Annotated in this window: 24 protein-coding genes; 13 read left to right on the top strand and 11 right to left on the bottom strand. The window is 71.4% G+C overall.

Annotation, left to right across the window (positions count from 1 at the left end; genetic code table 11):
• Position 1: 1 nt before the first annotated feature.
• Genes ACFYUV_RS27605 through ACFYUV_RS27590 form a run of 4 tightly spaced genes read left to right on the top strand, consistent with a single transcriptional unit; the run spans position 2 to position 4,102 of the window.
• Positions 2 to 1,288 (top strand): VWA domain-containing protein, encoded by a 1,287-nt coding sequence (locus ACFYUV_RS27605; protein ID WP_387672641.1) that lies wholly within the window; start codon positions 2 to 4, stop codon positions 1,286 to 1,288.
• Positions 1,288 to 1,923, top strand: coding sequence for an FHA domain-containing protein (locus tag ACFYUV_RS27600; RefSeq protein WP_387672638.1), 636 nt, complete (start codon positions 1,288 to 1,290; stop codon positions 1,921 to 1,923). Before ACFYUV_RS27605 ends, ACFYUV_RS27600 begins: the two co-directional genes overlap by 1 nt.
• On the top strand, positions 1,920 to 3,299 hold the full coding sequence (locus ACFYUV_RS27595; protein ID WP_387672635.1) for a hypothetical protein: 1,380 nt from the start codon (positions 1,920 to 1,922) through the stop codon (positions 3,297 to 3,299). The genes ACFYUV_RS27600 and ACFYUV_RS27595 overlap by 4 nt, the downstream gene beginning before the upstream one ends.
• On the top strand, positions 3,296 to 4,102 hold the full coding sequence (locus ACFYUV_RS27590) for a transporter substrate-binding domain-containing protein (protein ID WP_387672631.1): 807 nt from the start codon (positions 3,296 to 3,298) through the stop codon (positions 4,100 to 4,102). The genes ACFYUV_RS27595 and ACFYUV_RS27590 overlap by 4 nt, the downstream gene beginning before the upstream one ends.
• A gap of 100 nt (positions 4,103 to 4,202) precedes the next feature.
• On the opposite strand, the gene rpoD is transcribed toward ACFYUV_RS27590, so the two are convergent.
• Both rpoD and dnaG read right to left on the bottom strand, forming a co-directional pair.
• Positions 4,203 to 5,306, bottom strand: a complete 1,104-nt coding sequence (rpoD, locus tag ACFYUV_RS27585; protein WP_241563834.1) for an RNA polymerase sigma factor RpoD — start codon at positions 5,304 to 5,306, stop codon at positions 4,203 to 4,205.
• 355 nt (positions 5,307 to 5,661) lie between these two features.
• Complete coding sequence (gene dnaG, locus ACFYUV_RS27580; protein ID WP_387672628.1) at positions 5,662 to 7,503, bottom strand: DNA primase; 1,842 nt, start codon at positions 7,501 to 7,503, stop codon at positions 5,662 to 5,664.
• Positions 7,504 to 7,712: 209 nt separating this feature from the next.
• Here dnaG and ACFYUV_RS27575 point away from each other — a divergent pair, with 209 nt between their 5' ends.
• Positions 7,713 to 8,618 (top strand): M23 family metallopeptidase, encoded by a 906-nt coding sequence (locus tag ACFYUV_RS27575; protein WP_387672625.1) that lies wholly within the window; start codon positions 7,713 to 7,715, stop codon positions 8,616 to 8,618.
• Here ACFYUV_RS27575 and ACFYUV_RS27570 read toward each other — a convergent pair.
• Positions 8,581 to 9,744 (bottom strand): NAD(P)/FAD-dependent oxidoreductase, encoded by a 1,164-nt coding sequence (locus ACFYUV_RS27570; protein WP_387672622.1) that lies wholly within the window; start codon positions 9,742 to 9,744, stop codon positions 8,581 to 8,583. The two genes, ACFYUV_RS27575 and ACFYUV_RS27570, sit on opposite strands and share 38 nt — an antisense overlap.
• 77 nt (positions 9,745 to 9,821) lie before the next feature.
• A complete protein-coding gene (locus ACFYUV_RS27565; RefSeq protein ID WP_387672619.1) occupies positions 9,822 to 11,042 on the bottom strand; it encodes a deoxyguanosinetriphosphate triphosphohydrolase in 1,221 nt (406 codons plus the stop codon).
• An 80-nt stretch (positions 11,043 to 11,122) separates the two neighbouring features.
• Here ACFYUV_RS27565 and ACFYUV_RS27560 point away from each other — a divergent pair, with 80 nt between their 5' ends.
• Positions 11,123 to 12,613 carry a M48 family metalloprotease gene (locus ACFYUV_RS27560; RefSeq protein ID WP_387672616.1) on the top strand — a complete coding sequence of 497 codons (1,491 nt, stop codon included), beginning with the start codon at positions 11,123 to 11,125 and terminating at the stop codon, positions 12,611 to 12,613.
• Here ACFYUV_RS27560 and ACFYUV_RS27555 read toward each other — a convergent pair.
• The gene (locus tag ACFYUV_RS27555; RefSeq protein WP_387672613.1) at positions 12,610 to 13,080 is read right to left on the bottom strand and encodes a GNAT family N-acetyltransferase; all 471 of its coding nucleotides are present in this window, start codon (positions 13,078 to 13,080) and stop codon (positions 12,610 to 12,612) included. The two genes, ACFYUV_RS27560 and ACFYUV_RS27555, sit on opposite strands and share 4 nt — an antisense overlap.
• Positions 13,081 to 13,366: 286 nt before the next feature.
• Positions 13,367 to 16,003, bottom strand: coding sequence for a pyruvate, phosphate dikinase (gene ppdK / locus ACFYUV_RS27550; protein WP_387672611.1), 2,637 nt, complete (start codon positions 16,001 to 16,003; stop codon positions 13,367 to 13,369).
• Between the two features lie 420 nt (positions 16,004 to 16,423).
• On the opposite strand from ppdK, the gene ACFYUV_RS27545 reads away from it, so the two are divergent.
• Positions 16,424 to 16,867 carry a hypothetical protein gene (locus ACFYUV_RS27545; protein WP_387672609.1) on the top strand — a complete coding sequence of 148 codons (444 nt, stop codon included), beginning with the start codon at positions 16,424 to 16,426 and terminating at the stop codon, positions 16,865 to 16,867.
• A gap of 115 nt (positions 16,868 to 16,982) precedes the next feature.
• On the opposite strand, the gene ACFYUV_RS27540 is transcribed toward ACFYUV_RS27545, so the two are convergent.
• Together ACFYUV_RS27540 and ACFYUV_RS27535 are read right to left on the bottom strand one after the other, a co-directional pair.
• Positions 16,983 to 18,155: an ATP-binding protein gene (locus tag ACFYUV_RS27540; protein ID WP_387672606.1), complete on the bottom strand. Its 1,173-nt coding sequence runs from the start codon at positions 18,153 to 18,155 to the stop codon at positions 16,983 to 16,985.
• On the bottom strand, positions 18,152 to 18,814 hold the full coding sequence (locus ACFYUV_RS27535; RefSeq protein WP_352323395.1) for a response regulator transcription factor: 663 nt from the start codon (positions 18,812 to 18,814) through the stop codon (positions 18,152 to 18,154). Before ACFYUV_RS27535 ends, ACFYUV_RS27540 begins: the two co-directional genes overlap by 4 nt.
• 150 nt (positions 18,815 to 18,964) lie before the next feature.
• On the opposite strand from ACFYUV_RS27535, the gene ACFYUV_RS27530 reads away from it, so the two are divergent.
• Complete coding sequence (locus tag ACFYUV_RS27530; RefSeq protein WP_387672603.1) at positions 18,965 to 19,876, top strand: dienelactone hydrolase family protein; 912 nt, start codon at positions 18,965 to 18,967, stop codon at positions 19,874 to 19,876.
• A gap of 90 nt (positions 19,877 to 19,966) precedes the next feature.
• On the opposite strand, the gene ACFYUV_RS27525 is transcribed toward ACFYUV_RS27530, so the two are convergent.
• Positions 19,967 to 21,352 carry a glycine--tRNA ligase gene (locus tag ACFYUV_RS27525; protein ID WP_387672600.1) on the bottom strand — a complete coding sequence of 462 codons (1,386 nt, stop codon included), beginning with the start codon at positions 21,350 to 21,352 and terminating at the stop codon, positions 19,967 to 19,969.
• Positions 21,353 to 21,446: 94 nt separating this feature from the next.
• Positions 21,447 to 21,734 carry an antibiotic biosynthesis monooxygenase gene (locus tag ACFYUV_RS27520; RefSeq protein ID WP_352352524.1) on the bottom strand — a complete coding sequence of 96 codons (288 nt, stop codon included), beginning with the start codon at positions 21,732 to 21,734 and terminating at the stop codon, positions 21,447 to 21,449.
• Between the two features lie 57 nt (positions 21,735 to 21,791).
• Here ACFYUV_RS27520 and ACFYUV_RS27515 point away from each other — a divergent pair, with 57 nt between their 5' ends.
• From ACFYUV_RS27515 to ACFYUV_RS27495, 5 genes are all read left to right on the top strand, one after another.
• A complete protein-coding gene (locus ACFYUV_RS27515) occupies positions 21,792 to 22,136 on the top strand; it encodes a DUF6703 family protein (RefSeq protein WP_387672597.1) in 345 nt (114 codons plus the stop codon).
• A gap of 93 nt (positions 22,137 to 22,229) precedes the next feature.
• Complete coding sequence (locus tag ACFYUV_RS27510; RefSeq protein WP_387672594.1) at positions 22,230 to 23,135, top strand: metal ABC transporter substrate-binding protein; 906 nt, start codon at positions 22,230 to 22,232, stop codon at positions 23,133 to 23,135.
• Positions 23,132 to 23,911, top strand: coding sequence for a metal ABC transporter ATP-binding protein (locus ACFYUV_RS27505; protein ID WP_387672591.1), 780 nt, complete (start codon positions 23,132 to 23,134; stop codon positions 23,909 to 23,911). The genes ACFYUV_RS27510 and ACFYUV_RS27505 overlap by 4 nt, the downstream gene beginning before the upstream one ends.
• Positions 23,908 to 24,780 carry a metal ABC transporter permease gene (locus ACFYUV_RS27500; RefSeq protein ID WP_352323402.1) on the top strand — a complete coding sequence of 291 codons (873 nt, stop codon included), beginning with the start codon at positions 23,908 to 23,910 and terminating at the stop codon, positions 24,778 to 24,780. Before ACFYUV_RS27505 ends, ACFYUV_RS27500 begins: the two co-directional genes overlap by 4 nt.
• Positions 24,777 to 25,166, top strand: a complete 390-nt coding sequence (locus ACFYUV_RS27495; protein WP_352323403.1) for a transcriptional repressor — start codon at positions 24,777 to 24,779, stop codon at positions 25,164 to 25,166. Before ACFYUV_RS27500 ends, ACFYUV_RS27495 begins: the two co-directional genes overlap by 4 nt.
• On the opposite strand, the gene ACFYUV_RS27490 is transcribed toward ACFYUV_RS27495, so the two are convergent.
• Positions 25,106 to 26,023 carry a DMT family transporter gene (locus tag ACFYUV_RS27490; RefSeq protein WP_387672588.1) on the bottom strand — a complete coding sequence of 306 codons (918 nt, stop codon included), beginning with the start codon at positions 26,021 to 26,023 and terminating at the stop codon, positions 25,106 to 25,108. The genes ACFYUV_RS27495 and ACFYUV_RS27490 overlap by 61 nt on opposite strands.
• Between the last annotated feature and the right edge of the window lie 85 nt (positions 26,024 to 26,108).

Genomic DNA, 26,108 nt, shown 5'->3' with positions numbered 1-26,108 from the left:
CATGGGTGACCAGCCCACGTTCACGCTGAACATCGACCAGAACAAGTACCTGTCCACCGACGCCCGGGAGGTGCACGCGATCCTGACCGTGGCCTCCTCCGGCGGCGGCTTCGCCCAGGCCGCGCCCACCGAGGCGGCCGAGGTCATCATCGTCGACACCTCGGGCTCGATGAGCGGCGGCAAGATCCGCGAGGCCCGGCAGGCCGCGGCGGCGGCCGTGCACGCGCTGCGCGACGGCGTGCACTTCGCGGTGATCGCCGGGACCGAGCGGGCCAAGGTCGTCTACCCCGGCGGCAACGCCAACCTGGTCAGGGCCACGCCCGCCACCCGCGCCGAGGCCGAGCGGGCGATCAGCAGGCTGCTCGCGCACGGCGGCACTGCCATCGGCGAGTGGCTGAAGCTGGCCGGGCACCTGCTGAGCGGGTACCCGAACGCGATCAGGCACGCGCTGCTGATGACCGACGGGCAGAACAACGAGCGTCCCGAGGTGTTCGGGGCCGTGCTGCAGGGGTGGAGCGGCAAGTTCGTCTGCGACAGCCTGGGCGTGGGCGACGACTGGGTGCCCGCCGAGCTGCGGAAGGTCGCCGAGGCGATGCTCGGCTCGTTCGAGTTCGTACGGAACCAGAGCGATCTGGCCGAGTTCTTCCGCCGGGTGACGCAGACGTCGATGAGCAAGACCGTGGCGGACCTGTCGCTGCGGGTGTGGGTGCCGCAGACCGCCAAGCTGAAGTTCGTCAAGCAGGTCTCCCCCACGCTGCTCGACCTGACCGGCAAGCGCACCGACGTCAACCCGCTGACCGGCGACTACCCGACCGGCTCGTGGGGCCAGGAGGAACGCGAGTACCACCTGTGCGTCGAGGTGCCGCCGGGCCAGATCGGCCAGGAGATCAGGGCGGGCTGGGTGAAGCTGGTGCGCCCCGACACCCAGGACGTCGTGGCCAGCGGCAACGTGCTGGCCCAGTGGACCGACGACCTGGCGCAGTCCACCCAGATCAACCGGAAGGTCGCCCACTACACCGGCCAGGCCGAGCTGCACGAGCTCATCCAGGACGGCCTCAGCGCCCGCGCCGCCGGGGACGTGGAGGCCGCGACCGCACGTCTGGCCAAGGCCAGGGAGCTGGCCGCGGAGTCGGGCCGCGAGGACACCGCCCGGCTGCTGGAGAAGGTCGTGGAGATCGACCCCGCGACCGGCACCGCACGGTTGCGCAGGAACGTGGACAAGGCCGACGAGATCGAGCTGGACACCGGTTCCGTCCGCACCAGCCGGCTGCGTAAGGGCGAGGGCTGATGGCGACCTGTCCCCAGGGGCACGCCTCCGGCTCCGACGACTACTGCGACGTCTGCGGCGCGCAGATGGCCGGGACGCCCGCCGCGTCCCAGCCCCAGCCGGCGGCGGCCGCCGGCGGAGGTGACGACGCCTGCCCGGTCTGCCAGACGCCGCGCGCCGGGCAGTTCTGCGAGGTGTGCGGGCACGACTTCACCGGCGGCGGGGGCGGCGTCCCGCTCCCGGTGCGGGGGGCGCGGTGGGAGGCGGTCGCCGCCGCCGACCGCACCTACTACGAGAAGGTGGTCGCCGAGGGCGGTCCCGACGCGGCGCGCATGGCCTTCCCGCCGTACTGTCCCGAGCGCTCGTTCGGGCTGGTCGGCGAGCAGGTGCGCATCGGGCGGCGCAGCAAGGCCAGGAACCTGGCGCCGGAGATCGACCTGACCGGCCCGCCCGAGGACCCGGGCGTGTCGCACCTGCACGCCGTGCTGCTGGCCCAGCCCGACGGCACCTGGACGCTGGTGGACCCCGGCTCGGCCAACGGCACCCAGGTCAACGGCAGGACCGTGGAGATCAACACGCCCGTCCGGGTCGGTCCGGGCGACCGGATCCACCTGGGCGCCTGGACCGTCATCACCATCAGGGAGGGCACACCGTGACCCTGGTGCAGAACCCGGGCGCCGTCGTCCCGGCGGGCGCCCCCGCCCCCCTGCCGCGCCGCAGCGTGCCCGGCCGCATCCGCGTCATCTCCGGCGTCACCGTGGCGGCGCTCGCGCTGCTGTTCGCGGCGCTCGGGGTGGGCAGCCTGACCGCCGGCGACGGGCTGCAGGTCATCGGCCGCGACGCCGGACCGCAGGTCGTCGCCACCGCCGGGCTCTACCTGGCGCTCAGCGACATGGACGCCCAGGTCGCCAACGCGCTGGTCATGGGCGACCAGTACGGCCAGCAGCGCCGCGAGGCCGTCGACCGGTACGAGCGGCGGCGCACGGAGGCCGACCAGGCGCTGCTGAAGGCGTTCGAGCTGGCCGGCGACAACGCCGCCGAGCGGCGGACCGTGCAGTCGGTGCTCGACGGCCTCGGCCGCTACGAACGGCTCGCCGGGCAGGCGCTGCTGCTGAACGAGCAGTCCCGGCACGCGCCCGGCGCGCCGCCGGACACCGTCGTGGGCACCTACCGGCAGGCCACCGACCTGATGCGGCTGGTGCTGCTGCCGCAGGCCTACAACCTGACCCTGGAGAGCGGCACGATCGTCCGCCGCACCTACGACGACAAGAACGCCATGGTCCCGCTGCTGCGCTCCGCGGTGCTGCTGGCCGGGCTGCTCGCGCTGGGCTGCCTGATCTGGCTCCAGATCTTCCTGGCCCGGCGGTTCCGCCGGGTGTTCGGCCCGGCGCTGCTGGTCGCCACGCTGGCCACCGTGGTCTCGCTGATCCTCGGCGTGAACGTGCTCGGCCAGGACCAGACGGATCTGCGCACGGCCAAGACGCAGGGCTTCGACTCGGTCCTGACGCTGGCCAAGGCCCGCGCGATCAGCAACAGCATGCAGGGCGACCAGAGCCGGTACCTGCTCGACAAGGACCGCGCCGACACCTACGAGCACACGTTCCTGGACAAGTCGCAGACGGTCGTCTACTTCGAGTCGGGCAACCTCACCCAGTACCACGCGAAGGTGGCCTCCGACGCCGGGGCGGCCCGCGGCATGCTGGGGCCCGAGCTGACCGGTCCGGAGGGCACGCGGGTGCTGGACGCGTACCGGGCCTTCCAGCAGGCCGACACCTCCTTCCGGGCGCTGGCGCTGGACGGCAGGACCGCCGAGGCCGTGACCGCCAAGCTCGGGCCGGTCACCGCCGCGTTCGACGCCTACGACCGGGCCCTGGTGGCCCTGGCCGAACGGCACGAGCGCACCTTCGACCAGGCCATCGACGCCGGCGAGAACGCACTGGACAACCTGTGGCGGCTGCTGCCGTTCGCGATCGCCGGGATCGGGCTGCTGATGATCGCCGGGGTGTGGCCGAGACTCAAGGAGTACCGTTGAAGCGGGCACTGGTAGCGGCCCTGGCCCTGACCGCGATGGCCGCCGCGGCCTGCGGGACCGGCGGCCGGGAGTCGATCCTCGACAAGGACTCCATCGTCATCGCCGTCCGCCCCGACCTGCCGTCGGTGGGCTTCCGCAAGCCGGACGGCACCTTCGAGGGCTTCGACGTCGACGTCGCGCGGTACGTGGCCAAGCGGCTGGGCAAGGACTTCAAGCTGATCCCCGTGCTGGCAGGCGACCGGGACAAGGTGCTGGTCCAGGGGCGGGCCGACATGGTGGTGGCGACGTACACGATCAGCATGGACCGCAAGGCGAAGGTGCTGTTCGCGGGGCCGTACCACATCTCCTACCAGGACATCCTGACGCGGCCGGACGACAAGGTGGACAACGTCCGGCAGCTGAAGGGCCGCCGGATCTGCGCGGTGGAGGGCTCGAACGCCGCCGAGCGGGTCGTGGAGGAACGCAGCGTGGCGGCCAAGCTGGTGCCGTTCAAGGACTACGCGACGTGCCTGAGCGCGCTGAAGAACCGGCAGGTGGACGCGGTCACCACCAACGACGTGATCCTGGCCGGCCTGGCCAACCAGGACGGGTCGGGGCTGCGGCTGGCCAACGCCCAGTTCAACGAGCAGCGAAGCGGGGTGGGCCTGCACAAGAACGACGTGCCGGGCTGCGAGGCGGTGAACCGGGCGATCACCGACATGTACCAGGACGGGACCGCGGGCAAGCTGCTGCACAAGTGGTTCGGCAAGGCGGGCCTGAACCTGACCAACATCGCCGTGCCGCAGTTCGAGGGCTGCTCCTGAGCCCGCCGCCCGGCATGCGTTCGAGGGCTGCTCCTGAGCCCGCCGCCCGGCATGCGGACGGGCCCGGCACGCTCGCCGGGCCCGTCGCGGGGTCGAAGGGTCAGTCCAGGTAGTCCCTGAGCATCTGCGCGCGCGTCGGGTGGCGGAGCTTGGCCAGGGTCTTCGACTCGATCTGCCGGATGCGCTCGCGCGTCACGCCGAACTCCCTGCCCACCTCCTCCAGCGTGCGCGGATGCCCGTCGGCCAGGCCGAAGCGGAGCTGGATGATGCGCTGCTCGCGGTCGGACAGCGTGGCCAGGATGTCGTCGAGCTGGTCCTGCAGCATGATGAAGGCGGCGGCCTCCATGGGCACGACGGCGTCGGCGTCCTCGATGAAGTCACCGAGGTCGGAGTCCTCCTCGCCGATCGGCGACTGCAGGGACACCGGCTCCTGGGCGATGCGCTGGATCTCCACCACGCGGTCGACCGGGAGGTCCATCTCCTTGGCGATCTCCTCGGGGATGGGCTCGCGGCCGAGGTCCTGGTGGAGCTGACGCTGCACTCTGACGAGCTTGTTGATGGTCTCCACCATGTGCACCGGAATGCGGATGGTGCGCGCCTGGTCGGCGATCGCCCGGGTGATCGCCTGCCTGATCCACCAGGTGGCGTAGGTGGAGAACTTGTAGCCCTTCGTGTAGTCGAACTTCTCGACCGCCCGGATGAGCCCGAGGTTGCCTTCCTGGATCAGGTCGAGGAACAGCATGCCGCGGCCCACGTACCGCTTGGCGATCGACACCACGAGCCTGAGGTTGGCCTCGATCAGCCGCTGCTTGGCCCTGGTGCCCTGCCAGACGAGCTCCCTGAACTCCGGGAAGGCCAGACGCGAGACCCCGTTGGCCAGCTTGTCCTCGGCGAACAGGCCGGCTTCGATCGACTTGGCGAGCTCCACCTCCTCCTCGGCGGTCAGCAGGGGGACGCGGCCGATCTCCCGCAGATAGATACGGACGAGATCGCTGGTCGGCGCCCGCTTGCCTACGTCCTCCTCATCGGCGCGGGTGGACTCCTCGTCGCCCTGGGGCTCGAGGACCTCCACGCCGTTCTCTGCGAGCATCCGCACGACGCGTTCCAGCGCGTCGGACGGCAGCTCGGATCGGTCAAGCGCGGCGGCGACGTCATCGACGGTTACGCTTCCGCGCTCCCTTCCCTTCGCGACGAGGTCCGCCACCTGATCTACCGATGGCGGCCCGCTTGGCAGCACCGATGCACCCACGGGAGACAGTCTGCAGTATTGGTTCCATCAAATGGCAGACCCATTTTTGTTGCGGAAGGTAAGACGATCAGCATTACCGAATTGAGATCGAGTAAAGGTTTGGCCCGAGTTTGATCAGGAAAGAAAAGTCAATTACGCGGTCTGGAATCCCACGTCCGGCGACGTCCGCCGGCCGGACGTATCTCTTTCGCTGCCCGGAAGACGCCGGAGATGCCCCATTACGGCAGCGCGGACCGGCCGGGATTCCCCGCGAACCACCCGGTTCACCGCCCGTCCCCGCTGCCGAACTGTTATCAAAACGCCCCGGCGGTCAGCTTCCCGCGGCACGCTCGCGCAGCACCCGGCGCTGCTGCTCCAACGCCACCAGCTCGCCGAACAGCTTGTTGTACTCCTGCTGCTCCTCCACCGGGTTGAGGCGCTGCATGCGGGACTTGGCCTGGGCGATGGCCCGGTCGACCGCGATCGCCTCGATGGCCGCCAGCATGGCCCCCGCGTAACGCTCCTCGGCGTGCGCGTCGGCCTGGACGGGCTCCACCGCGAACCGCGTCACCAGCGCCCTGGTGCCCTCGTCGTGGGCGTGCTCCAGCAGCCGGTCGACCCACTCGCGGCCGCCGTGACCGGCCGAGCCGGCGCCTCCGGCGGCCTGGATGACCTTGTGCAGCGCGACGTGGTCGGGCGCGGTGAACGCCTGCGGGTCGAGGGCGTCGAAGCGCGGCCCGAGCAGCACCGGCCGCTGGACGGCCAGCTTGAGCAGCTCGCCCTCCACCCGCACGCTCGGATCGACGGGAGCCGCCTTGGGGGCGCGCTGGGGGCGGCCCTGCTGGGTGTTGGCCACCTCGCCGATGCGCTGCATGACGAAGCGCTCGTCCATGAACCCGAGCCAGCGGTCGAGGTCGATGGCGTAGCGCTTGCGCAGGCCGACGTCCTTGATCCCGGCCACGATGGGCGCCGCCGCGTCGAGGGCGGCGATCTTGCCCTCGTTGCTGCGCAGGTCGTAGCGGGAGATGGTGCTCCTGATGGCGAACTGGAACAGCGGCTCGCGGCTCGCGATGAGGTCGCGCACCGCCGCGTCGCCCTGCTTGATCCGCAGGTCGCACGGGTCGAGGCCGTCGCTCTGCACCGCGACGTAGGTCTGCGTGACGAACTTCTGCTCGTCGGCGAAGGCCCGCAGAGCCGCCTTCTGGCCGGCCGCGTCGCCGTCGAAGGTGAAGATGACCTCGCCGCGGAACTCGGCCTGGTCGAGCAGGAACCGGCGCAGGATCTTGATGTGCTCCTCGCCGAACGACGTGCCGCAGGTGGCCACCGCGGTCGGAACTCCGGCCAGATGGCAGGCCATCACGTCGGTGTATCCCTCGACGATCACCGCCTGGGCGCGCTTGCTGATCTCTCGTTTGGCGAGATCAATGCCATAAAGGACCTGGCTCTTCTTGTAAAGCGGCGAGTCAGGCGTATTCAGATATTTCGGACCATCGTCGGAATCGAGCAACTTGCGTGCGCCGAATCCGATCACGTCACCCGTGGCGTCCCTGATCGGCCAGATCAGCCGCCCCCTGAACCGGTCGATCGGCCCCCGCCTGCCCTCCTTGGCCAGGCCGCCCTTGACCAGCTCGTCGGCGGTGAAGCCGCGCCCCATCAGATGGCGCGCCAGCGCCTCCCACTCGGCCGGCGCGTAGCCGACGCCGAACGTCTCGGCGTCGGCGCGCTCGAACCCCCGCTCGGACAGGAACCGCCGCCCCGGGGCCGCGTCGGGCCCGAACAGCTTCTCGGCGTAGAACTCGGCGGCCACCCGGTGGGCCTCGATCAGCCGGGCCCGCTCGCCGTGGTCGCGCTTGGGGACGTAGCCGCCCTGCTCGTACTGGAGCTGGATGCCGGCCCGCTGGGCCAGCCGCTCGACCGCCTCACCGAACGGCAGATGCTCGATCTTCTCGACGAACGTGATCACATCGCCGCCTTCCGAGCAGCCGAAGCAGAAGTACATTCCGCGCTCGGGGGTGACGTTGAACGACGGGCTCTTCTCGTCGTGGAAGGGGCACAGGCCCTTGAGGTTGCCCCCTCCGGCGTTGCGCAACTGGATGTGCTCGCCGATCACGTCGGCGATGGGGGAACGCTCGCGTACGAGCGCGATGTCGACATCACGGATCCGGCCAGCCACGCCGGTGAGTCTATTCCGCCCGACCGACGGTTCCGCCCCGCGCGGGGTGTGCCGCGGCCGGTGAACGGCGTGGCACGGGCTGTCGACGGCCGGGGAAGACGCGCGTCACCTCTGGGTTGCTAAAGCGGGAAACTGGTGATGCGGAGTCCCGTGGTCGGCTACAAAGGTGAGGGTTGTCGGTGGAAACGGTGACACGGGTGAGGAAGACTATGCATTCCGGGCATATCGTGCGGTGGGCGGTTGTAGCCGGCGCCGTGCTGCTCACCGGCGCCTGCGCCCAGGCGACCGGGGTGGCGGGCGTCAGCGCCCAGTCGCCCTCCACGGCCCCGCCCACGGGCACGCCCACCGTCACCCCGGCGGTCACCGCCACCATCCCCTCGCCCGGCCCGTCCGGCCAGGACGGCGAGCAGCAGGCCGAGCAGCCGCCCAAGGGGGACGACCCGGTCAAGGTGCCGCCGCCCAAGCTGTCGAAGTTCACCTACACGTTCCCGGTCAAGGGCTGCGGCACGACCTACCAGCGCAGCCTGCTGGTGCTGCCCAAGACGACGATCTGGGCCCCGCAGGGCTGCTCGTTCGTCGCGCCGGTGGACGGCGTCGTGGACGAGGTCAACGTCAAGAACCGGTGGGCGCCCTCCACCGACAAGGGCGCCGACCGCGAGGGCCGGTTCGTCACGATCATCGGCGACGACGGCGTGCGCTACCTCGGCGGCCACCTCGACTCCGTCGCCGACGGCGTGCGGCCCGGCGTGCGGGTCAAGGCCGGGCAGCTGCTCGGCCGGGTGGGCAGGTCGGGCAACGCCCGCGACGCCGGCTCCAACCTGTACTTCGCGATCTCCTGGAAGACCGGCCCGGCCTACTGGTGGGTGCGCCGGGGCATGGTCGAGCCGTGGGACTACCTGGACGCCTGGCGCTCCGGCAACCGCACGCTCTCCCCCCGCAAGGAGACGCTGGCGCTGCGCGGCAAACTCGGCGAGACGCCGCGCTGCGCGGTCCAGTGCACGTCGAAGAAGGTGCCGCAGGCCACCAAGCAGCCCAGGAAGCCGCGCAGGACCGCCGAGCCCAAGGACGACAACCCGATCACGGCGGACCCGTCGTCAACTCCTTTCGGTCAATGACGACGCCCGACCTGATCAGCTCCTGGATCTCCGGCACGGCGTCCCGGGTGTTGACGCTCATGCCGGCGACCACCCGGCTCTCGCGCAGCCAGAAGGCGACGAACCGCAGGTCCTCCAGCGAGCCCCGGCAGACGATCTCGTCGTGGCCGCCGGTGTCGCCGGTGAACTCCATGCTCAGGTCGTACTGGTCGGTGTAGAGATAGGGGATGTCGTCGTGGACGACGTCCTGGCCGAGCATGGCGCGGGCGGCGGCCGGGCCGCCCTTGAGCGCGCCCGACCGGTGCTCGACGCGGACGTGCCGGCCGTACAGGGGGTGGAAGGGCTCGGCGGCGTCGCCGGCGGCGTAGACGTCGGGGTGCGAGGTGCGCAGGGAGGCGTCGGTGCGGATGCCGTGCCGCACCTCCAGGCCCGCGTCGCGGGCCAGCTCCACCTCGGGCGCGACGCCGATGCCGGCCACCACGAGGTCGGCCGTCAGCCGCTCCCCCGTGCTGAGCCGCACGCCGGTGCCGGTGACCTCGGCGACGGCGGTGCCGAAGCGCAGGTCCACGCCGTTGCGGGCGTGCAGGCGGGCGAACACCGCGCCCAGCTCGGGGCCGAGCGCCCGGTTGAGCGCGGTGGGCTCGGGCTCGACGACGGTGACCGGGCAGCCCGCCGCGCGGGCCGCCGCCGCGCTCTCCAGCCCGATCCAGGACGCCCCGACCACGATGACGCTGCCGCCCTCGGCGAAGCGCCGCCTGAGCGCCTCGCAGTCCTCGACGGTACGCAGGTAGTAGGCGGGGCCGGGCAGGCGTCTCGGCGTCGCCCCGGTCGCGATCAGCAGCTTGTCGTAGGCCCGCCGGGACCCGTTGGCGAACCTGACGACGTGGTTGCGGGGCTCGATGCGGGTGACGGGCAGGCCGAGCCGCAGCTCCACGTCGTTGTCGGCGTACCAGCCGGGGGCGTGGACGTAGATCTTCTCCCGCTCGCCGCCGCCCCGCAGGTACTCCTTGGACAGGGGCGGCCGTTCGTACGGGGGTTCGCTCTCCGCGCCGGCGAGCACGACCTCGCCGGCGAAGCCCTCCTCGCGCAACGTCTGCGCGGCCTTGGCTCCCGCAAGGCCCGCGCCGACGATGACATATGTAGCCATGCGCGCAGTATCCGCCGACGAGGCAGGTCCGCAAAGCCGCTCGTGGGGGCGGTTTCACCGGCCCCGGCGGCCTGCCGTCACTTCGACAGGCGCCGGTGCCAGGCCACGGCCGAGGTGTCGGTGAGCGAGGCGATCTGGTCGATCACGACGCGCACCCGGGCGGGGTCGTCGGGGGCGTCCAGGAAGGCGGGGCGGAAGGCGGGTTCGAGGGTGGCGGGGGCGCCGAGCGTGATCAGCGAGGCCAGCTCGGTGATCAGCTCGCGCTGCCTGGCCTGGTTGGCGTGGTGGCCCTCGGTGGTCATGACGTAGTGGGCGGTGACGCCCTTGAGCAGGGCGCACTCCAGCAGCGTGGCGCGCGGCACGACGAGGTCGGCGCGGTGGCGGGCGCCGTGGACCTCCTTGGTGGCGGTCTGGGCCGAGCGGCAGAACCGGCCGATCAGGCCGCTGGTGAGCGCCTTGAGGCCGGCCAGGTCGGCGAGCGTGGCCTCGAAGCGGCGCGGCCACAGCGGGTCGGCGATCAGTTTGGCGAAGACCTCCTCCAGCTCGTTGAGGTCGGCGCCGGGCGCGTACCAGGCGCGGGTGACGCGGGCCACCGCGCCGCGCTCCACGGGCGACTGGAGCGCCTCGGGGGTGACGTGGCCGGAGTGGAGCGCGTCCTCCAGGTCGTGGACGGAGTAGGCGACGTCGTCGGCCCAGTCCATGATCTGGGCCTCGAAGCTCACGCGGCCCTCCGGGGCGCCGTCCCTGATCCACTCGAAGACCGGCAGGTCGTCGTGGTAGACGCCGAACTTCGGGGACTTCTCGCACGTCCAGGGGTATTTGACGGCGGCGTCGAGTGCGGCCCTGGTGAGGTTGAGGCCGGCGCTGCGGCCGTCGTCGGTCAGGACCTTGGCCTCCAGCCTGGTGAGCAGGCGCAGGCTCTGGGCGTTGCCCTCGAAGCCGCCGCACGAGGTGGCCAGCGCGTTGAGCGCGACCTCGCCGTTGTGCCCGAACGGGGGATGGCCGAGGTCGTGGGCCAGGCAGGCGGTCTCGACCAGGTCGGGGTCGACGCCGAGCGTGGCGCCCATCTCCCTGCCGACCTGGGCGCATTCGAGGGAGTGGGTCAGCCGGGTGCGCGGGATGTGCTGGCCGCCGCCGAGGGTCTCGCCGGGGCCCACGACCTGGGTCTTGGCCGCCAGCCTGCGCAGCGCGGCGCTGTGCAGGACGCGGGCGCGGTCGCGTTCGAACGCACCGCGGCCGGGGTTGCCGGGTGGTTCCGGGACCCATCGTTCCTGGTCGTGCTCGTCGTAGTACGACATTGGTGCAGTGATTTTATCCAGTTTCCTGTCTCCGCTAGTGTCGAGCCTCGCGAGAACCCCTTCCCTGGGAGCCCTCCCCCATGACGACAGCGTTCCGAGCGGTGCTGGCCTTCAGTCTGCTCGCCGGCTTCTACGTGCTGGTCGGCGTCATCCTGGTGGCCGCCGTGTTCTTCGACGTCCTGCTGCTGGTGGACTTCCACGCCGCGGCGCTGAAGGTCGCGATCGTGCTCACGCTGGCGGCGGGCGCGCTGGTGCGGGCGCTGTTCATGGTGGGCAGGAACCAGGGGGGCGAGCTGCCGGGCGTGCCGGTGGGGCGCGAGCACGAGCCCGCGCTCTGGCAGGCGGTGGAGGACCTGGCCCGGCGGGTGCGCACCGCGCCGCCCGACGAGATCCGGCTCGTCCCCGAGGTGAACGCGGCGGTCTCGGAGGACACCCGGTTCCTGGGGCTGCGCGCGACGCGGCGGCGCATGTTCATCGGGCTGCCGCTGCTCCAGACGCTCACCGTCGACGAGCTGCGCGCCGTACTGGGGCACGAGCTGGGCCACTACAGCGGGGCGCACACGCGGCTCGGCGCGCCCGTCTACCGGGGGCGGGTCTCGCTGATCGCGACCGTGCAGGGGCTGGGCAACCATCCGATCATTCAACGGCTCTTCGCCGGGTACGCCAAGCTCTACCTGCGGGTGTCGCAGGCCGTGTCGCGCCGCCAGGAGCTGGAGGCCGACGAGTTCGCGGTGGCGATCGGCGGGCGCCAGGCCATGTCGGGCGCGCTCCGCAAGATCCACGACACCTCCCTGGCGTGGGACCTGTACGCCGGCGACTACCTGTCGCTGACCGGCGTGGGCGGCACCCGGCCCGCCTCGGTGTTCGGCGGCTTCCACGCGCTGATGAACGACCCCGGCCGGCGGGCCGAGATCGCCCGGCTGGGCGAGCGGCCCGAGGAGGTCTCGCCGTACGACTCCCATCCCAGCCTGGCCGACCGGCTGGCCGCCATCGCGGTGCTGCCCGAGCCCGAGCACGTCCCCGACCCGCGTCCGGCGCTGACCCTGCTGCGCGACCCCGACATCGCGGCCGAGGCGGTCGAGCGGTCGATGTGGACGCCGGAGGCGCTGGCCGGGCTGCGCCCGGTGCCGTGGGACGAGCTGGTGGCCCAGGGCATGTACGCCGCGCGCAACGCCGAGGCCCTGCACGACCTGGCGGTGGCGGGACAGCGGGTGATGGGGGCGACGCGGCCCTACCTCGACGCGGCCTTCGAGGCGATCGCCAGGGGCCGCCAGGCGGAGCTGGCCGAGCGGCTGCGCGAGCTGGGCTGGAAGCCGTCGGAGACGCTGCTCGCCGGGGTGCTGGGGCAGGCGCTGGAGGCGGTGCTGATCCAGCTCGGCGAGGCCAGGTGGACGCTGTCCTGGTCGGGCCCCGCCCGGCTGCTGTTCGAGGACGGCGAGGAGGTGGCCCTGGCCGAGTACGCGGCCAGGGTGGCGGGTGATCCGGAGGCCGTGGCCGGGCTGCGGCAGTGGCTGGGCGACCACGGGATGCGGCACGACTACGTGCCGGCCGAGGAGGCCCTGCCCCGTTAGCGGGCCGCGGGCTGCCCGGCCTCCGGCCGGCGGACCATGAGGACGTCGACCTGGTCCTCGCCCTCGACGGTGAAGCCGTTCCGCGCGTAGAGCCGCTGGGCGGCGCTGCCCCGCAGGACGACCAGGCGCACGGTCGCGCGCTCGGCGTCGGCGCGGTCCAGCAGCGCCCGCAGGACGGCCGAGCCGAGCCCGCGTCCCTGGACGGCGGGGGCGAGGTAGAAGTGCTCCAGCCAGTGCCCGTCCTCGGCGGGGCGCAGGGTGACGCAGCCGGCGAAGACGCCGCCGGCCAGGATGACGGAGGTGTGCCCGGGAGCGAAGGAGTCGCGGAAGCGCTGCCGTACCCGGTGCTCGTCGAAGCGGCCCAGCCGTTCCAGGTCGGGGCGCATCACCGTGGCCCGCAGCTCCGCGATGGCCTCCACCTCGTCCGGCCCGGCGGGCCGCAGCTCCCATTCCAGGAGATCTTTCATGGCGGAAAGTATCCCAAAAGCCGCTTTTCGCGCGATCTCCGGGGTTCATGGACAGGAAATCAACAGATCTTCAACCGGGCGCTCCTACGATCCGTCGCAAGGAGCGCTCCTCCAGGGGGCGCCGGCAGGGAGGGAACCCCCGTGAACTTAGGCGTCCCGGAGATCATCATCGGTTTCGTGCTCTTCTTCCTCCTGATCGGGATCGTGGTGTTCACCGCCGTGGCGCTGGCCAACCGGCGCCGCGGGTAGGGGCGGCCAGGGCCCGGGGCCCCGGCCGCCGCACTCGTCAGCGGGTGTCGGAGTCGGTGTCGGTCAGGGCGGCGCGGCCGGCCTCCAGCCGGGCCACCGGGATGCGGAACGGGGAGCAGGAGACGTAGTCGAGGCCGACCTCGTGGCAGAAGTGCACCGAGTCGGGGTCGCCGCCGTGCTCGCCGCAGATGCCGACGTGCAGGTCGGGGCGGGCCGCGCGGCCCTCCTCGACGGCGATCCTGACCAGCCGTCCGACGCCGTCGCGGTCCAGGGTCTCGAACGGGCTGACGCCGAAGATGCCGAGCTCCAGGTAGCGCGAGAAGAAGGCGGCCTCGACGTCGTCGCGGCTGAAGCCCCAGGTCATCTGGGTCAGGTCGTTCGTGCCGAAGGAGAAGAACTCGGCGGCCTCGGCGATCTGGCCCGCCGTCAGCGCCGCCCTCGGCACCTCGATCATGGTGCCGATCAGCGCCTCGACGCCGGTCTCCGCGAGGATCCTGGTCGCCTCCTCGCGTACGGACTCCAGCTCCTGGACCGACGCCACCAGCGGGATCATGATCTCCGGACGCGCGCCCGGGACCTCGGCCGCGGCCTGGGCGATCGCCCGCACCTGCATGGCGAACAGCCCGGGGATCACCAGGCCGAGCCGCACGCCGCGCAGGCCCAGCATCGGGTTCTGCTCGTGCAGCCTCTTGACGGCGGACAGCAGCCTGCGGTCCTTGTCGGTCACGTCGGGCGAGGTGGCGACCTTGACCGACAGGTCCACCAGGTCCGGCAGGAACTCGTGCAGGGGCGGGTCGATGAGCCGGATGGTGACCGGGTCGCCGCCCATGGCCTTGAAGATGCCGATGAAGTCGGCCTTCTGCAGGGGTTCGAGGGCGTCGAGCGCGGCCTGCCGCTCCTGGTCGCCGTCGGCCAGGACCAGGTCCTCGACGAGCTGGCGGCGCTCGCCGAGGAACATGTGCTCGGTGCGGCACAGGCCGATGCCCTGGGCGCCGAAGCGGCGGGCCCGCGCGGCGTCCTCGGGGGTGTCGGCGTTGGCGCGGACGCGGAGCCGGCGCACGGAGTCGGCGTGGCCCATGATCCGGTCCACGGCCCTGACCAGGTCGTCGTCCGGCTGCGCGCCCTCGAAGTACTCGACGACGGCCGAGTCCACGACCGGGACCTCGCCGAGGTAGACCTCGCCGGTGGTGCCGTCGATGGAGATCACGTCCCCTTCGGCGACGACCTCGCCGCCGGGGGCGGTGAACCTGCGCTCGCCGGTGGAGACCTCCAGCTCCTCGGCGCCGCACACGCACGTCTTGCCCATGCCGCGGGCGACCACGGCGGCGTGCGAGGTCTTGCCGCCGCGGCTGGTCAGGATGCCCTTGGCGGCGATCATGCCGGCCAGGTCGTCGGGGTTGGTCTCGCGGCGGACGAGGATGACGTCCTCGCCCTGCCCGGCCAACTCGACGGCGCGCTCGGAGGAGAAGACGACCTTGCCCACGGCGGCGCCCGGCGAGGCGTTCATGCCCTTGGCGATCTTCTTCTTCTCGGCGCCGCCGTCGAAGCGGGGGAACATGAGCTGGGCGAGCTGGTCGCCGGTGACGCGGGTGACGGCCTCGTCGAGGGTGATCAGGCCCTGGTCGACGAGCTGGGTGGCGATGCAGAAGGCGGCCGCGGCGGTGCGCTTGCCGACCCGCGTCTGGAGCATCCACAACTTGCCGCGCTCGATCGTGAACTCGATGTCGCACAGGTCCTTGTAGTGGTTCTCCAGCGTCTCCATGATCTGCAGCAGCTCGTCGTAGGAGCGCTTGTCGAGGCGTTCGAGTTCCTGGAGGGGGATGGTGTTGCGGATGCCGGCGACGACGTCCTCGCCCTGGGCGTTCTGCAGGTAGTCGCCGTAGATGCCCTGCTGGCCGGAGCCGGGGTCGCGGGTGAAGGCGACGCCGGTGCCGGAGTCGTTGCCGACGTTGCCGAAGACCATGGCCACGATGTTGACGGCGGTGCCGAGGTCGGCCGGGATGCGCTCCTGGCGGCGGTAGAGGACGGCGCGCGGGGCGTTCCACGAGTCGAAGACCGCCATGACGGCCAGCCGCATCTGCTCGCGGGGGTCGGCGGGGAAGTCCTTGCCGGTCTGCTCCCGGACGATGCCCTTGTAGGTCTCGACCAGACCCTGCAGCTCGCCCGCGTCGAGGTCGGTGTCCTGGCGGCGGCCCTTCAGCTCGTCGAGCGCGTGCTCGAACAGGTCGCCGTCGAGGCCCAGCACGGTCTTGCCGAACATCTGGATCAACCGGCGGTAGGAGTCCCAGGCGAAGCGGTCGTTGCCGCCCGCCTGCTTGGCCAGGCCGTGCACCGACTCGTCGTTGAGCCCGATGTTGAGGACCGTCTCCATCATGCCCGGCATGGAGAACTTCGCGCCCGACCGTACGCTGACCAGCAGCGGATCGTCGGCCTGACCGAGCCGGCGGCCCATCTGGGCCTCCAGGGCGTCCAGGTGCTCGGCGACCTCGCGCTCCAGGCCGTCGGGAAGAGCGCCTTCCGTCAGGTAGTGACGGCAGGCTTCAGTGGTGATCGTGAATCCGGGGGGGACGGGCAGCCCGAGATTCGTCATCTCGGCGAGATTCGCGCCCTTTCCACCGAGAAGATCCTTGAGATTCCTGTTGCCCTCGGTGAAGTCGTAAACGTACTTGGCCACCACAGCTCCAATCCAACGCTTCTGCCCGGGACTCTACCGGCGAAATTGATGATGAAACTGCACTCCTCGGTTAAGTCATCGTTTTTGCAGGTCAACCGCCCGTGACAGGTCTAATCCAATTATAGGACCGCTGCCCGATAAATTGGTTTATACCAATTGGTTTACACCAATTCTTGAGAAAGAGGAGCGAGAGGTGGGGAATCGGATCCGGTCCCGCCAGGAGACGCCCATGGCGGCTCGCGGCAAGCCAAAGCGTCGTGCAGGCTTCGTCGCGGGATCGGCCAAGCCCTCCGCGGACACGGTGATCTACCTGGACCTCCTGCCCCCGCGACCGGCCGGCGGACGTCGTGATCGCTCAACGTGACCCACCTCGGGTCGTTCCGCGATATGGACGTGATCGAGGCATGACACTCTGCTCGCATGCCCCGCACGACGCCCCGAGGTCTGATGGCCGCCTGCCTGGTCCTGGCGCTGTCCGCCTGCGGCTCGGGAACGCCCGAGCCCTCCGGGGGGTCGACGGTGCCGGGAGCGGAACAGCGGCACGCGACCCAGCTCCGGCCGGGCGACTGCCTCGTGTCCATCCCCGACGACCTGATCGCGACGCTCGTGCCGTGCGGCAACCCGCACGCGGCCGAGTTCGGCATGATCTACGTCGTGCCGGAGGGGGCGTGGCCGGGCGCCGAGCAGGCCAGGCGGCAGGCCACGGACTTCTGCGCGCCGCGGCTGCGGATCGCGCCGGGCAGGCGGAGCGAGGTCAAGGTGACCGCGTTACCGCCGCTGGAGGAGGAGTGGCCGCGCCACCGCACGGCGTACTGCGTGGCGGTGGCGCGGGACGGGCAGCTCGTCGGGCGCGTGGTGGAGTAGGACGCACAGGCCCGCGTCGGCGCGGGCCCCACGGCGCGGGCCCCACGACGCGGGCCCCGCGAGGCGGTTGGGAAGGGCGGGCGGTCAGTCAGGCGGGGGCGGTCCGGCGGGGCGGTCAGGTGGGGATGGGGTTGGTCTCGGGCGCCGGGCCCGGCGCGCCGTCGCGCGGCGGCAGCCACAACACGAACGTGGCCCCCTGCCCGAGCCTGGAGAACACCGCCACCCGTCCCCCGTGCGACTCCACGATCTGCCGGACGATGGCCAGGCCGAGCCCCGTGTGCCGGTCGCGCCGGCTGGCCTCGCCGCGCCAGAACCGGTCGAAGACCCGCTCCTGCTCGGCCACGCCGAGGCCGGGCCCGTCGTCCCTGACCGCGACCCACAACCAGCCGCCCGACCGGCCGGCCTCCACCCGGACGCCGCCGCCCGGCGGGGTCAGGCGCACCGCGTTGGACAGCAGGTTGGCCACGGCCCGGCGCAGCGCGTCCTGGTCGCCGGTCATCTCCAGGTTCCGGTCCAGCCCGCGGGTGATCGTCAGGCCGCGGGCGGCGGCCGGCGCCGCGTACTCCTCGCACGCCTCCCGCGCCACCCTGCTCAGGTCGAGGTCGGTGTCGGCGAACGCGGTCGCCTGCCGCCGGGCGCTGGCCAGCAGGTCCTCCACAAGCCTGGTCATGCGGGTGGTCGCCCGGTCCACGATCTGCACGGCCCTGGCCCGCTCCGCCTCGCTGGCGTCGGGCGAGGCGAGCACGGCGTCCACGTTGGCCCGGATGATCGTCAGGGGGCTGCGCAGCTCGTGCGAGGCGTCGTCGATCAGCCGGCGCTGGGCGCTGAACGCCTCCTCCAGCCGGTCGAGCATGGTGTCGATGGTGTCGGCCAGGTCCTTGAGCTCGTCGCGCGAGCCGCCCAGCCTGATCCGCCGCGTCAGGTCGGTCGCCTGGATCTCCTCCGTCGTCCGGGTGATCGACCGGACCGGACGCAGCACCCGTCCCGACAACACCCAGCCGATGCCCAGGGACGCCAGGTAGAGCCCGGCCAGGGTGGCCAGCGAGTAGTCGCGCAGCGTGGCCAGCGTCCTGATGTTGACCTCGTTCTCGACCTCCTCGATGAAGACGACCTCCTGCTTGCCCACGTACTGGTTGCCGCGGTACGCCTTGGCGTACTCGGTCGAGTACGGGCGTTCCTCGGTGGTCTTGGAGACCGCGACGTAGATGCCGCCCAGCACCAGCGCGGCCAGCACGAACAGCAGCCCCGAGTAGAGCACGGTGAGCCGGAATCGGATGGTGTGGATCACGCCGGCTCCCTGAGCCGGTAGCCGCGGCTGATCACCGTCTCGATGAGGCCGTCCTCCTGGAGCTTGCGGCGCAGGTTGCCGACGGTGACCCGGACGGTGTTGGTGAACGGGTCGGCGTGCTCGTCCCAGACGTGTTCGAGCAGCTCCTCGGTGGAGACCACGTGGCCGGGACGGGTCATCAGGTAGTGCAGCACGCCGTACTCCTTGGGGGTCAGGGCCAGGGAGCGGCCGTCGAGGGACACCTCCATGCGGGCGGTGTCGATGCGCAGCCCGCCCACCTGGAGGACGGCGGTGCCGCCGGTGTCCCTGCGCAGCAGCGCCCGCACCCTGGCCAGCAGCTCGGGGAAGGCGAACGGCTTGACCAGGTAGTCGTCGGCGCCCTCGTCGAGGCCGCGCACCCGGTCGTCGAGGCGGTCGCGGGCGGTGACCATGATGATCCGCACCCCGCGGCCGGCGGCCCGTACCGAACGGCAGAGCTCGAAGCCGTCGCCGCCGGGCAGGTTCAGGTCGAGCAGCACCAGGTCGTAGGTGTTGACCTCCAGCTTCTCGTGCGCCGACGGCGCGTCGTAGGCCACGTCCACCGCGTAGCCCGCCCGGACCAGACCCACCCGTAACGCGTCGACCAGGTCTTCCTCGTCCTCGACCACCAGCAGTCGCATGATCTTGACCATAGTTCCGGATGAGGAGTCACGCCATGGGGCCGGAGCGGCGTTCCCGGTTCCAGCGCCACCTCACCAAACGCCAGCGAAAAACCACATAACTATCGCCTTTACACGATTTTTCGGTGTTCACGGTTAGATCTTTCGACCATGACGCCCTTCCAGCGATATTTGGCAGAAGAAGTGGCACTCGACCACGTAGAGGGCCTGATCTCGCGGCGCGAGGCCCTGCGCCGCCTGGGCCTCCTCGGGCTCACCCTCCCCGCCGCCGCTGCTCTCCTCGCCGCCTGCGGCGCCACTCCCGACACCGACCCGGCGAGCACGCCTCCACCGCTCGCGGCCTCGCCGTCCGGCACGGCCATCCCCGCGGGCCCGGCCCCGCTGCCCACACAGGAGATCACGTTCCCCGGCCCGGACGGGACCACCCTGCGGGCCGCCTGGGCCCCCGCCGCCGTCCCCAAGGGCGCGGTGCTGGTCATGCACGAGAACCGCGGGCTGACCGACCACATCCGCTCGGTCGCCGGCCGCCTGGCCGCCGGCGGCTACTCGGCCCTGGCGCCCGACCTGCTCTCCCGGGACGGCGGCACGGCCGCGTTCGCCGACACCGCGCAGGTCACGGCCAAGCTGGGCGAGATCCCCCAGGAACGCTTCGTGGCCGACATGAAGGCGGCCGTCGACGAGTTGGAGAAGCGGGCCGAGGGCGCCGGGCTGGGCATGATCGGGTTCTGCTTCGGCGGCGGGATGACGTGGCTGCTGCTGTCGTCCGGGGAGACCCGGCTGGCCGCCGCGGCGCCCTTCTACGGCCCGCTGCCCGACGACGCGGACCTGACCGAGGCCAAGGCGTCCGTGCTGGCGATCTACGCCGAGCACGACGACCGCGTCAACGCCACCAGGGACGCGGCCGAGGCGGCGCTGACGAAGGCCGGGCTCACCCACGAGCTGGTGACCGTCCCCGGCGTCGGCCACGCCTTCTTCAACGACACGGGCCCCCGCTACGACGAACGGGCCGCCTCGCAGGCCTACGACTACGTGCTGACCTGGTTCGGCCGCCACCCGTCCTGACCGACCCGGCGTGTCCTGCGGTCTGGCTGGAAAATGCGAGCGCCGCCCGCGGCAGGAGAGCCGGGGCGGCGCTGACAGGTGAAGCCGGGGTCAGTCGTTGAGACGCTGGCGCAGGTAGGAGTCGACCTGGTCGATGGCGATGCGCTCCTGGGCCATGCTGTCGCGCTCGCGGATCGTCACCGCGTGGTCTTCGAGGGTGTCGAAGTCGACGGTGATGCAGAACGGGGTGCCGATCTCGTCCTGGCGGCGGTAGCGGCGGCCGATCGCGCCCGCGTCGTCGAACTCGACGTTCCACCGCCTGCGCAGCTGCGCGGCCAGGTCGCGGGCCTTCGGCGACAGGTCGGCGTTGCGCGACAGCGGCAGCACCGCGGCCTTGACCGGCGCGAGCCGGTGGTCGAGCCGCAGCACCGTGCGCTTCTCCAGGACGCCCTTGGCGTTGGGCGCCTCGTCCTCGGTGTAGGCGTCGAGCAGGAAGGTCAGCGTGGCCCGGTCGACGCCGGCGGCCGGCTCGATGACGTAGGGGACGTAACGCTCACCGGTGTCCTGCTCGAAGAAGCTCAGGTCGACGCCCGAGGCCTTGGAGTGGGCGGTGAGGTCGAAGTCGGTGCGGTTGGCGATGCCTTCGAGCTCGCCCCACTCCGAGCCCTGGAAGTTGAAGCGGTACTCGACGTCGACGGTGCGCTTGGCGTAGTGGGACAGCTTCTCCTGCGGGTGCTCGTAGAGGCGCAGGTTGTCCTTGTTGATGCCCAGGTCGGAGTACCAGCGGAACCGCTCGTCGATCCAGTACTGGTGCCACTCCTCGTCGGTGCCGGGCTTGACGAAGAACTCCATCTCCATCTGCTCGAACTCGCGGGTGCGGAAGATGAAGTTGCCCGGGGTGATCTCGTTGCGGAAGGACTTGCCGACCTGGCCGATGCCGAACGGGACCTTCTTGCGCGCCGACTGCTGCACGTTGAGGTAGTTGATGAAGATGCCCTGGGCGGTCTCCGGGCGCAGGTAGGCCAGGCCCGACTCGTCCTCCACCGGACCGAGGAAGGTCTTGAGCAGGCCGCTGAACTGCCGGGGCTCGGTGAAGGTGCCCTTGTTGCCGCAGTTGGGGCAGGTGATGTCGGCCAGGCCGTTCTCGGGCTCCTTGCCGTTCTTCTCCTCGTACGCCTCGACGAGGTGGTCGGCGCGGAAGCGCTTGTGGCACGACTGGCACTCGGTCAGCGGGTCGGTGAAGGTCTCGACGTGGCCGCTGGCCCGCCAGACCTCGGGGGCCAGGATGACGCAGGAGTCGAGGCCCACCACGTCGTCGCGCGACTGGACCATCGACAGCCACCACTGCCGCTTGACGTTGTTCTTCAGCTCGACACCCAGAGGACCGTAGTCCCACGACGCGCGAAGTCCGCCGTAGATCTCGCTCGACGGGTAAACGAGCCCGCGGCGCTTGGCGAGGCTGACGATGGTGTCCATGACGTCGGTGCGTCGTGCCATTTTGGTTGCGTCTCTTTCCGGCTGGAGGTCGGCGAGTGAATTCGGTGAGATCCCAGCTTAGGGGACGCTCACCCGGTCCCGCGCGCGAGTATCGCTACGCACCCTCTTGCGTGTACACGTCCTCGTACGCGCTGGGTTCGTTGACCATGAGGATCATCAACGGGTACATGACCATCCTGGAGGCCGACAGCGCCCTGCGGTAGAACCCGGCGCCCTCCCATTCGCTGACCAGCGCCCACAGGTTGGGCTCGTCGACCGAACGGGCCAGCCGCCCGCGGTGGAAACCCGGCTGGGCGGCGAAGGTGTCGAGGATGGCGTGGCCCTGCTTGAGGAAGTCCTGGGACTGGGACTCTGGCACGGTGTATCGGATCACGGCGAGCACCAGCCCAGCCTAGAGGTGCGCACCCTGCTGTCAGGCGAACTCCCATAGGCTCTCGACGTGGCCTCCAAAAACAAGCGCCCGCTGCCCCAGGGCGAGCAGTTCTTCACGCCGGGCGCGGGCGGCGCGCGCAAGGCCGTCGAGCGGCGCAGCGCGGTCCCGATGACGTTTCTGTTCACGCAGGTGCCCAGGTGGGCGGCCCCCACCGTGCTGGTGATCCTGCTGCTGGCCGCCTTCGCGCTGGCCAACTGGCTGGGCGGCGTGGCGGCGCTGGTGGTGCTGGCGTTCGTCGGGTGGCTGGCGTACCTGTCGTGGCCGTCGCTGGGCATCGGCGGGCGGCTGCTGCGGGTCGTGATGCTGGTCTTCCTGGCGCTCCTGGCGGCTGACCGGTTTGGGGCGTTCTAGTCCGGCCCGCCGTTCTAGTCCGGCCCGCCGGAGATTTTGACAATCATTTTCATTTTCCCCATACTTGAGGGCGTGATGTCCCGTACGCCCCCAATGCGCGCCGTAACCTTCCTCGCCGGAGCAGCCCTGCTGGCCACGTCCGCCTGTGGCGCCGGGGCCGCGGAGAGCACCGAGACCACCGCGGGCGGCAGGCCCGCGGTGATCGCCGCCTTCTACCCGCTCCAGTGGCTCACGGAGCAGGTGGCCGGGCCCGACGCCGACGTGACCGTCCTGACCGCGCCCGGCGTCGAGCCGCACGACCTGGAGCTGGGCATCCAGCAGATGACCAAGCTCCAGGACGCCGCCCTCACCGTCTACGTCAAGGGCGTGCAGCCGGCCGTCGACGACGCCGTCTCCGCCGACACCGCCTTCGACGCCGCCGCCGTCGTCACGACGATCCCGGCGGGCGGGCACGCCGATGAGGAGGGCCACGCGGAGGAGCACGGCGTCTCCTACGATCCGCACATCTGGCTCGACCCGTCCCGGCTGGCCACGGTCGCCGGAAAGCTGGGCGAGCGGCTGGCCGCCGCCGACCCCGCCCACGCGCAGGCGTACAAGGACCGCGCCGCCACGGCGGCGGGCGTGCTGGGCGGCCTCGACCAGGAGTTCGCCAAGGGCCTGGCCGGCTGCGCCGGCAAGACGCTGGTCACCGCGCACGAGGCGTTCGGCTACCTGGCCGACCGCTACAAGCTCAAGCAGGTCGGCATCACGCTCGACCCCGAGACCGAGCCGTCGCCCAAGCGCCTGTCGGAGGTGGCCGCGCTGGCCAGGGCCGAGGGCGCCACCACGATCTTCACCGAGTCCCTGGTGAGCCCGAAGGTGGCCGAGGTGCTGGCCGGCGAGGTCGGCGCTAAGACGGCCGTGCTCGACCCGCTGGAGAGCAAGCCCGCCGGCGACTACCTGACGGCCATGCGCGACAACCTCAAGACCCTCCGGACGGCTCTGGGGTGTGCGGCATGAGCGAGACGGCCTTCGCGATGACCGGCGGCCGGGTCAGCTTCGACGGCCGGCAGATCCTGCGCGGCGTCGACCTGACCGTCTGCCCCGGCGAGGTGGTGGCCCTCCTGGGGGCCAACGGCTCGGGCAAGTCCACCCTGGTCCGCGCGCTGCTCGGCCTCACCCCGCTGTCCGGCGGCCAGACTCTCCTGTACGGCTCCCCGCCCGCCCGGTTCCGCGACTGGTGGCGCATCGGCTACGTGCCGCAGCGCCTCCAGGTCGGCGGCGGCGTGCCCGCCACCGTCCGCGAGGTCGTGGCCTCGGGCCGCGTCGCCAGGCAGAGCCGGCTGCGCAGGACCAGCGCGGCCGACCGGGCGGCGGTCGCGCACGCCCTCGACGCGGTCGACCTGACCGGCCGGGCCGGCGACCCCGTGCAGTCGCTCTCCGGCGGCCAGCAGCAGCGCGTGCTCATCGCCCGCGCCCTGGCCGGGGAGCCCGACACGTACGTGATGGACGAGCCCACGGCGGGCGTCGACGCCGAGACGCAGCAACTGCTGGCCGACACGCTGGGCGGCCTGGTCCGCGACGGCAAGACGATCGTCCTGGTCGCCCACGAGCTGGGCCCGCTGGAGCCGCTGATCACCCGCGGCGTCGTGGTCCGCGAGGGCCGCGTCGCGCACGACGGCGAGCCGCCGCGGCCCGAGGGCGAGTGCGCCAGGCCGGGACACGAGCACCAGCATCCGCACGCCGAGGAGCCGCCAGCCGGCCCGCTGACCGGCTGGCAGGGAGAACCGCGATGATCGACCTTCTGCAGGAGAACCTCTTCCAGCTCGCGCTGATCGCCGCGCTGCTGGTGGGGCTGTGCGCGCCCGCGGTGGGCACGTTCATCGTGCAGCGCAGGCTGTCGCTGCTCGGCGACGGCATCGGGCACGTCGCGCTGACCGGCGTGGCGCTGGGCTTCCTGACCGGCACGGCGCCGGTGCTGACGGCCGTGGTCGTCTCGGTGCTGGGCGCGGTGGCGATCGAGCTGGTCAGGGCCCGGGGCCGGACCAGCGGCGACGTCGCGCTCGCCCTGCTGTTCTACGGCGGCATCGCGGGCGGCGTCATGCTCATGGGCATCGCCCCCGGCGGCAGCAACGCCAAGCTGAACTCCTACCTGTTCGGCGCCATCGCCAGCGTCACGCGGGAGGACATCTGGATCATCGGCGCGCTGGCCGTGGCGGTCATCGGCGTGGTCGTCGTCTTCGGCAGGGAGCTGTTCGTGCTCTGCCAGGACGAGGAGATGGCCAAGGCCAGCGGCCTGCCGGTGCGCTTCCTCAGCCTGCTGATCGCGGTCACCGCCGCGCTCACCGTGGTCATCGCCATGCGCGTGGTCGGCCTGCTGCTGGTCAGCGCCCTGATGGTGATCCCGGTGGCCACGAGCCAGCAGCTCACCAGGGGCTTCCGGGCCACGATGGGGCTGGCGATGCTGTTCGGCGTGCTGGCCTCGGTGGGCGGTCTGCTGGCCTCGACGATGTCGTCGCGGGTGCCTCCGGGCGCGGCGATCGTGCTTCTCGCCCTCGCCGGCTTCGTCCTGGCCCTGGCTGTCGGTAAATTCGTACGGCGAGGCCGTATCCAGGAGTCCCCAGTGAGCCGGCGACCACATGTCCGTGTCGAGGAGGTCGCATGACGACGAGGCGCGATGCCGTGCACGACACCCTTCGCCGCAGCGAGGGGTTCCGCAGCGCCCAGGACGTCTATGCAGAGATGCGCCTGCACGGCGCCAAGATCGGGTTGACCACCGTCTACCGGGCGCTGCAGGCGCTGGCCGACTGCGGCCAGGTCGACGTGCTGCGCACCGACGAGGGCGAGTCGGTCTACCGGGCGTGCGCCAGCGACGACCATCACCACCACCTGGTCTGCCGCCGTTGCGGGCACACGGTCGAGGTGGCCGGGCCGGCCGTCGAGCGCTGGGCGGAGGCCGTCGGCAGCGACCACGGCTTCACCGAGATCACTCACACGGTCGAGGTCTTCGGCACCTGCTCGTCCTGCTCGGCGCCGGCCCGCGTGGGCTGAGGGCCGCGGGAGCCGTACAGCACGCCGAGCACGACGGCGGCGCACCCGGCGAGCTGCAGCGCGGAGGGCCGCTCCCCCAGCGTGAGCGTGGAGATGGCGACCGTGGTCATCGGCTGCACGAGCAGCAGCAGCGCCGTGAGCGCCGCTGGCTGCCTGGGCAGCGAGTACGTGATCAGCAGCCATCCGGCCACCTGCGGCCCCAGCGCGAGCAGCAGCAGCCACCCGTGCGCCGGCCATTCCGGCGCCAGGTCGGCGCCGCCGAACAGCGGGCTGAGCGCGGCGATCAGCACGGTGGCCACGACGGTCGCGTGCGCCAGGGGCCCGGCCGTCCGGCCCGGCCCGGCCTTCATGAGCAGCAGGTAGGCCGCGTACACGACGGAGGTCGCCAGCCCGGTGACGGCGCCCATGACGGGGTCGAGCCCGTACGCCGCGCCGTCGAACACCCCGGAGATCAGCACGACCCCGCCGAAGACGATCGGCGTGCTCGCCATGAGCCGGTTGGACGGGCGCTCGCGGAACAGGCCCCAGGCGGCGAAGGCCACGATGAACACCTGCAGGTTGCCCAGCACGGTCGCCAGGCCCGCGCCGACCAGCTTGATCGACTGGTGCCAGAACAGCAGGTCGAGCGAGAACAGCACGCCCGCCGCCCAGGCCGGCAGCGCGTTCCGCCAGGGCAGGGGCCCCAGCTTCCGCCGTTCGAGCCAGGCGAGCAGCACCATGGGCGGCGCCGCGTACGCGCAGCGGAACAACGCCGACGTCGCGGGCGACGCCCCGGACAGCCGCACCAGGGGCGCGGAGGTGGAGATGATCAGTGCTCCGGCGATCGCGATCAGGACGATACGCCGATATGCACTCACGGAAACCCCCGGAGTCCCATGGGAGAGATACGCTGCGACCACGCTAGAACCGGCCCCGACAGGAGTCAACATGCCGTTTGGCCAT

Source organism: Nonomuraea sp. NPDC003560 (assembly GCF_042878785.1).
GTDB lineage: Bacteria > Actinomycetota > Actinomycetes > Streptosporangiales > Streptosporangiaceae > Nonomuraea.
This window is presented reverse-complemented; position numbering and strand designations above follow the sequence as displayed.

Coding starts and splice junctions, on each gene's coding strand:
- ACFYUV_RS27605 (WP_387672641.1), top strand. CDS start 2: ATGGGTGACCAGCCCACGTTCACGCTGAACATCGACCAGAACAAGTAC.
- ACFYUV_RS27600 (WP_387672638.1), top strand. CDS start 1,288: ATGGCGACCTGTCCCCAGGGGCACGCCTCCGGCTCCGACGACTACTGC.
- ACFYUV_RS27575 (WP_387672625.1), top strand. CDS start 7,713: ATGCATTCCGGGCATATCGTGCGGTGGGCGGTTGTAGCCGGCGCCGTG.
- ACFYUV_RS27570 (WP_387672622.1), bottom strand. CDS start 9,744: ATGGCTACATATGTCATCGTCGGCGCGGGCCTTGCGGGAGCCAAGGCC.
- ACFYUV_RS27565 (WP_387672619.1), bottom strand. CDS start 11,042: ATGTCGTACTACGACGAGCACGACCAGGAACGATGGGTCCCGGAACCA.
- ACFYUV_RS27560 (WP_387672616.1), top strand. CDS start 11,123: ATGACGACAGCGTTCCGAGCGGTGCTGGCCTTCAGTCTGCTCGCCGGC.
- ACFYUV_RS27555 (WP_387672613.1), bottom strand. CDS start 13,080: ATGAAAGATCTCCTGGAATGGGAGCTGCGGCCCGCCGGGCCGGACGAG.
- ACFYUV_RS27545 (WP_387672609.1), top strand. CDS start 16,424: ATGCCCCGCACGACGCCCCGAGGTCTGATGGCCGCCTGCCTGGTCCTG.
- ACFYUV_RS27535 (WP_352323395.1), bottom strand. CDS start 18,814: ATGCGACTGCTGGTGGTCGAGGACGAGGAAGACCTGGTCGACGCGTTA.
- ACFYUV_RS27530 (WP_387672603.1), top strand. CDS start 18,965: ATGACGCCCTTCCAGCGATATTTGGCAGAAGAAGTGGCACTCGACCAC.
- ACFYUV_RS27525 (WP_387672600.1), bottom strand. CDS start 21,352: ATGGCACGACGCACCGACGTCATGGACACCATCGTCAGCCTCGCCAAG.
- ACFYUV_RS27510 (WP_387672594.1), top strand. CDS start 22,230: ATGCGCGCCGTAACCTTCCTCGCCGGAGCAGCCCTGCTGGCCACGTCC.
- ACFYUV_RS27505 (WP_387672591.1), top strand. CDS start 23,132: ATGAGCGAGACGGCCTTCGCGATGACCGGCGGCCGGGTCAGCTTCGAC.
- ACFYUV_RS27500 (WP_352323402.1), top strand. CDS start 23,908: ATGATCGACCTTCTGCAGGAGAACCTCTTCCAGCTCGCGCTGATCGCC.
- ACFYUV_RS27495 (WP_352323403.1), top strand. CDS start 24,777: ATGACGACGAGGCGCGATGCCGTGCACGACACCCTTCGCCGCAGCGAG.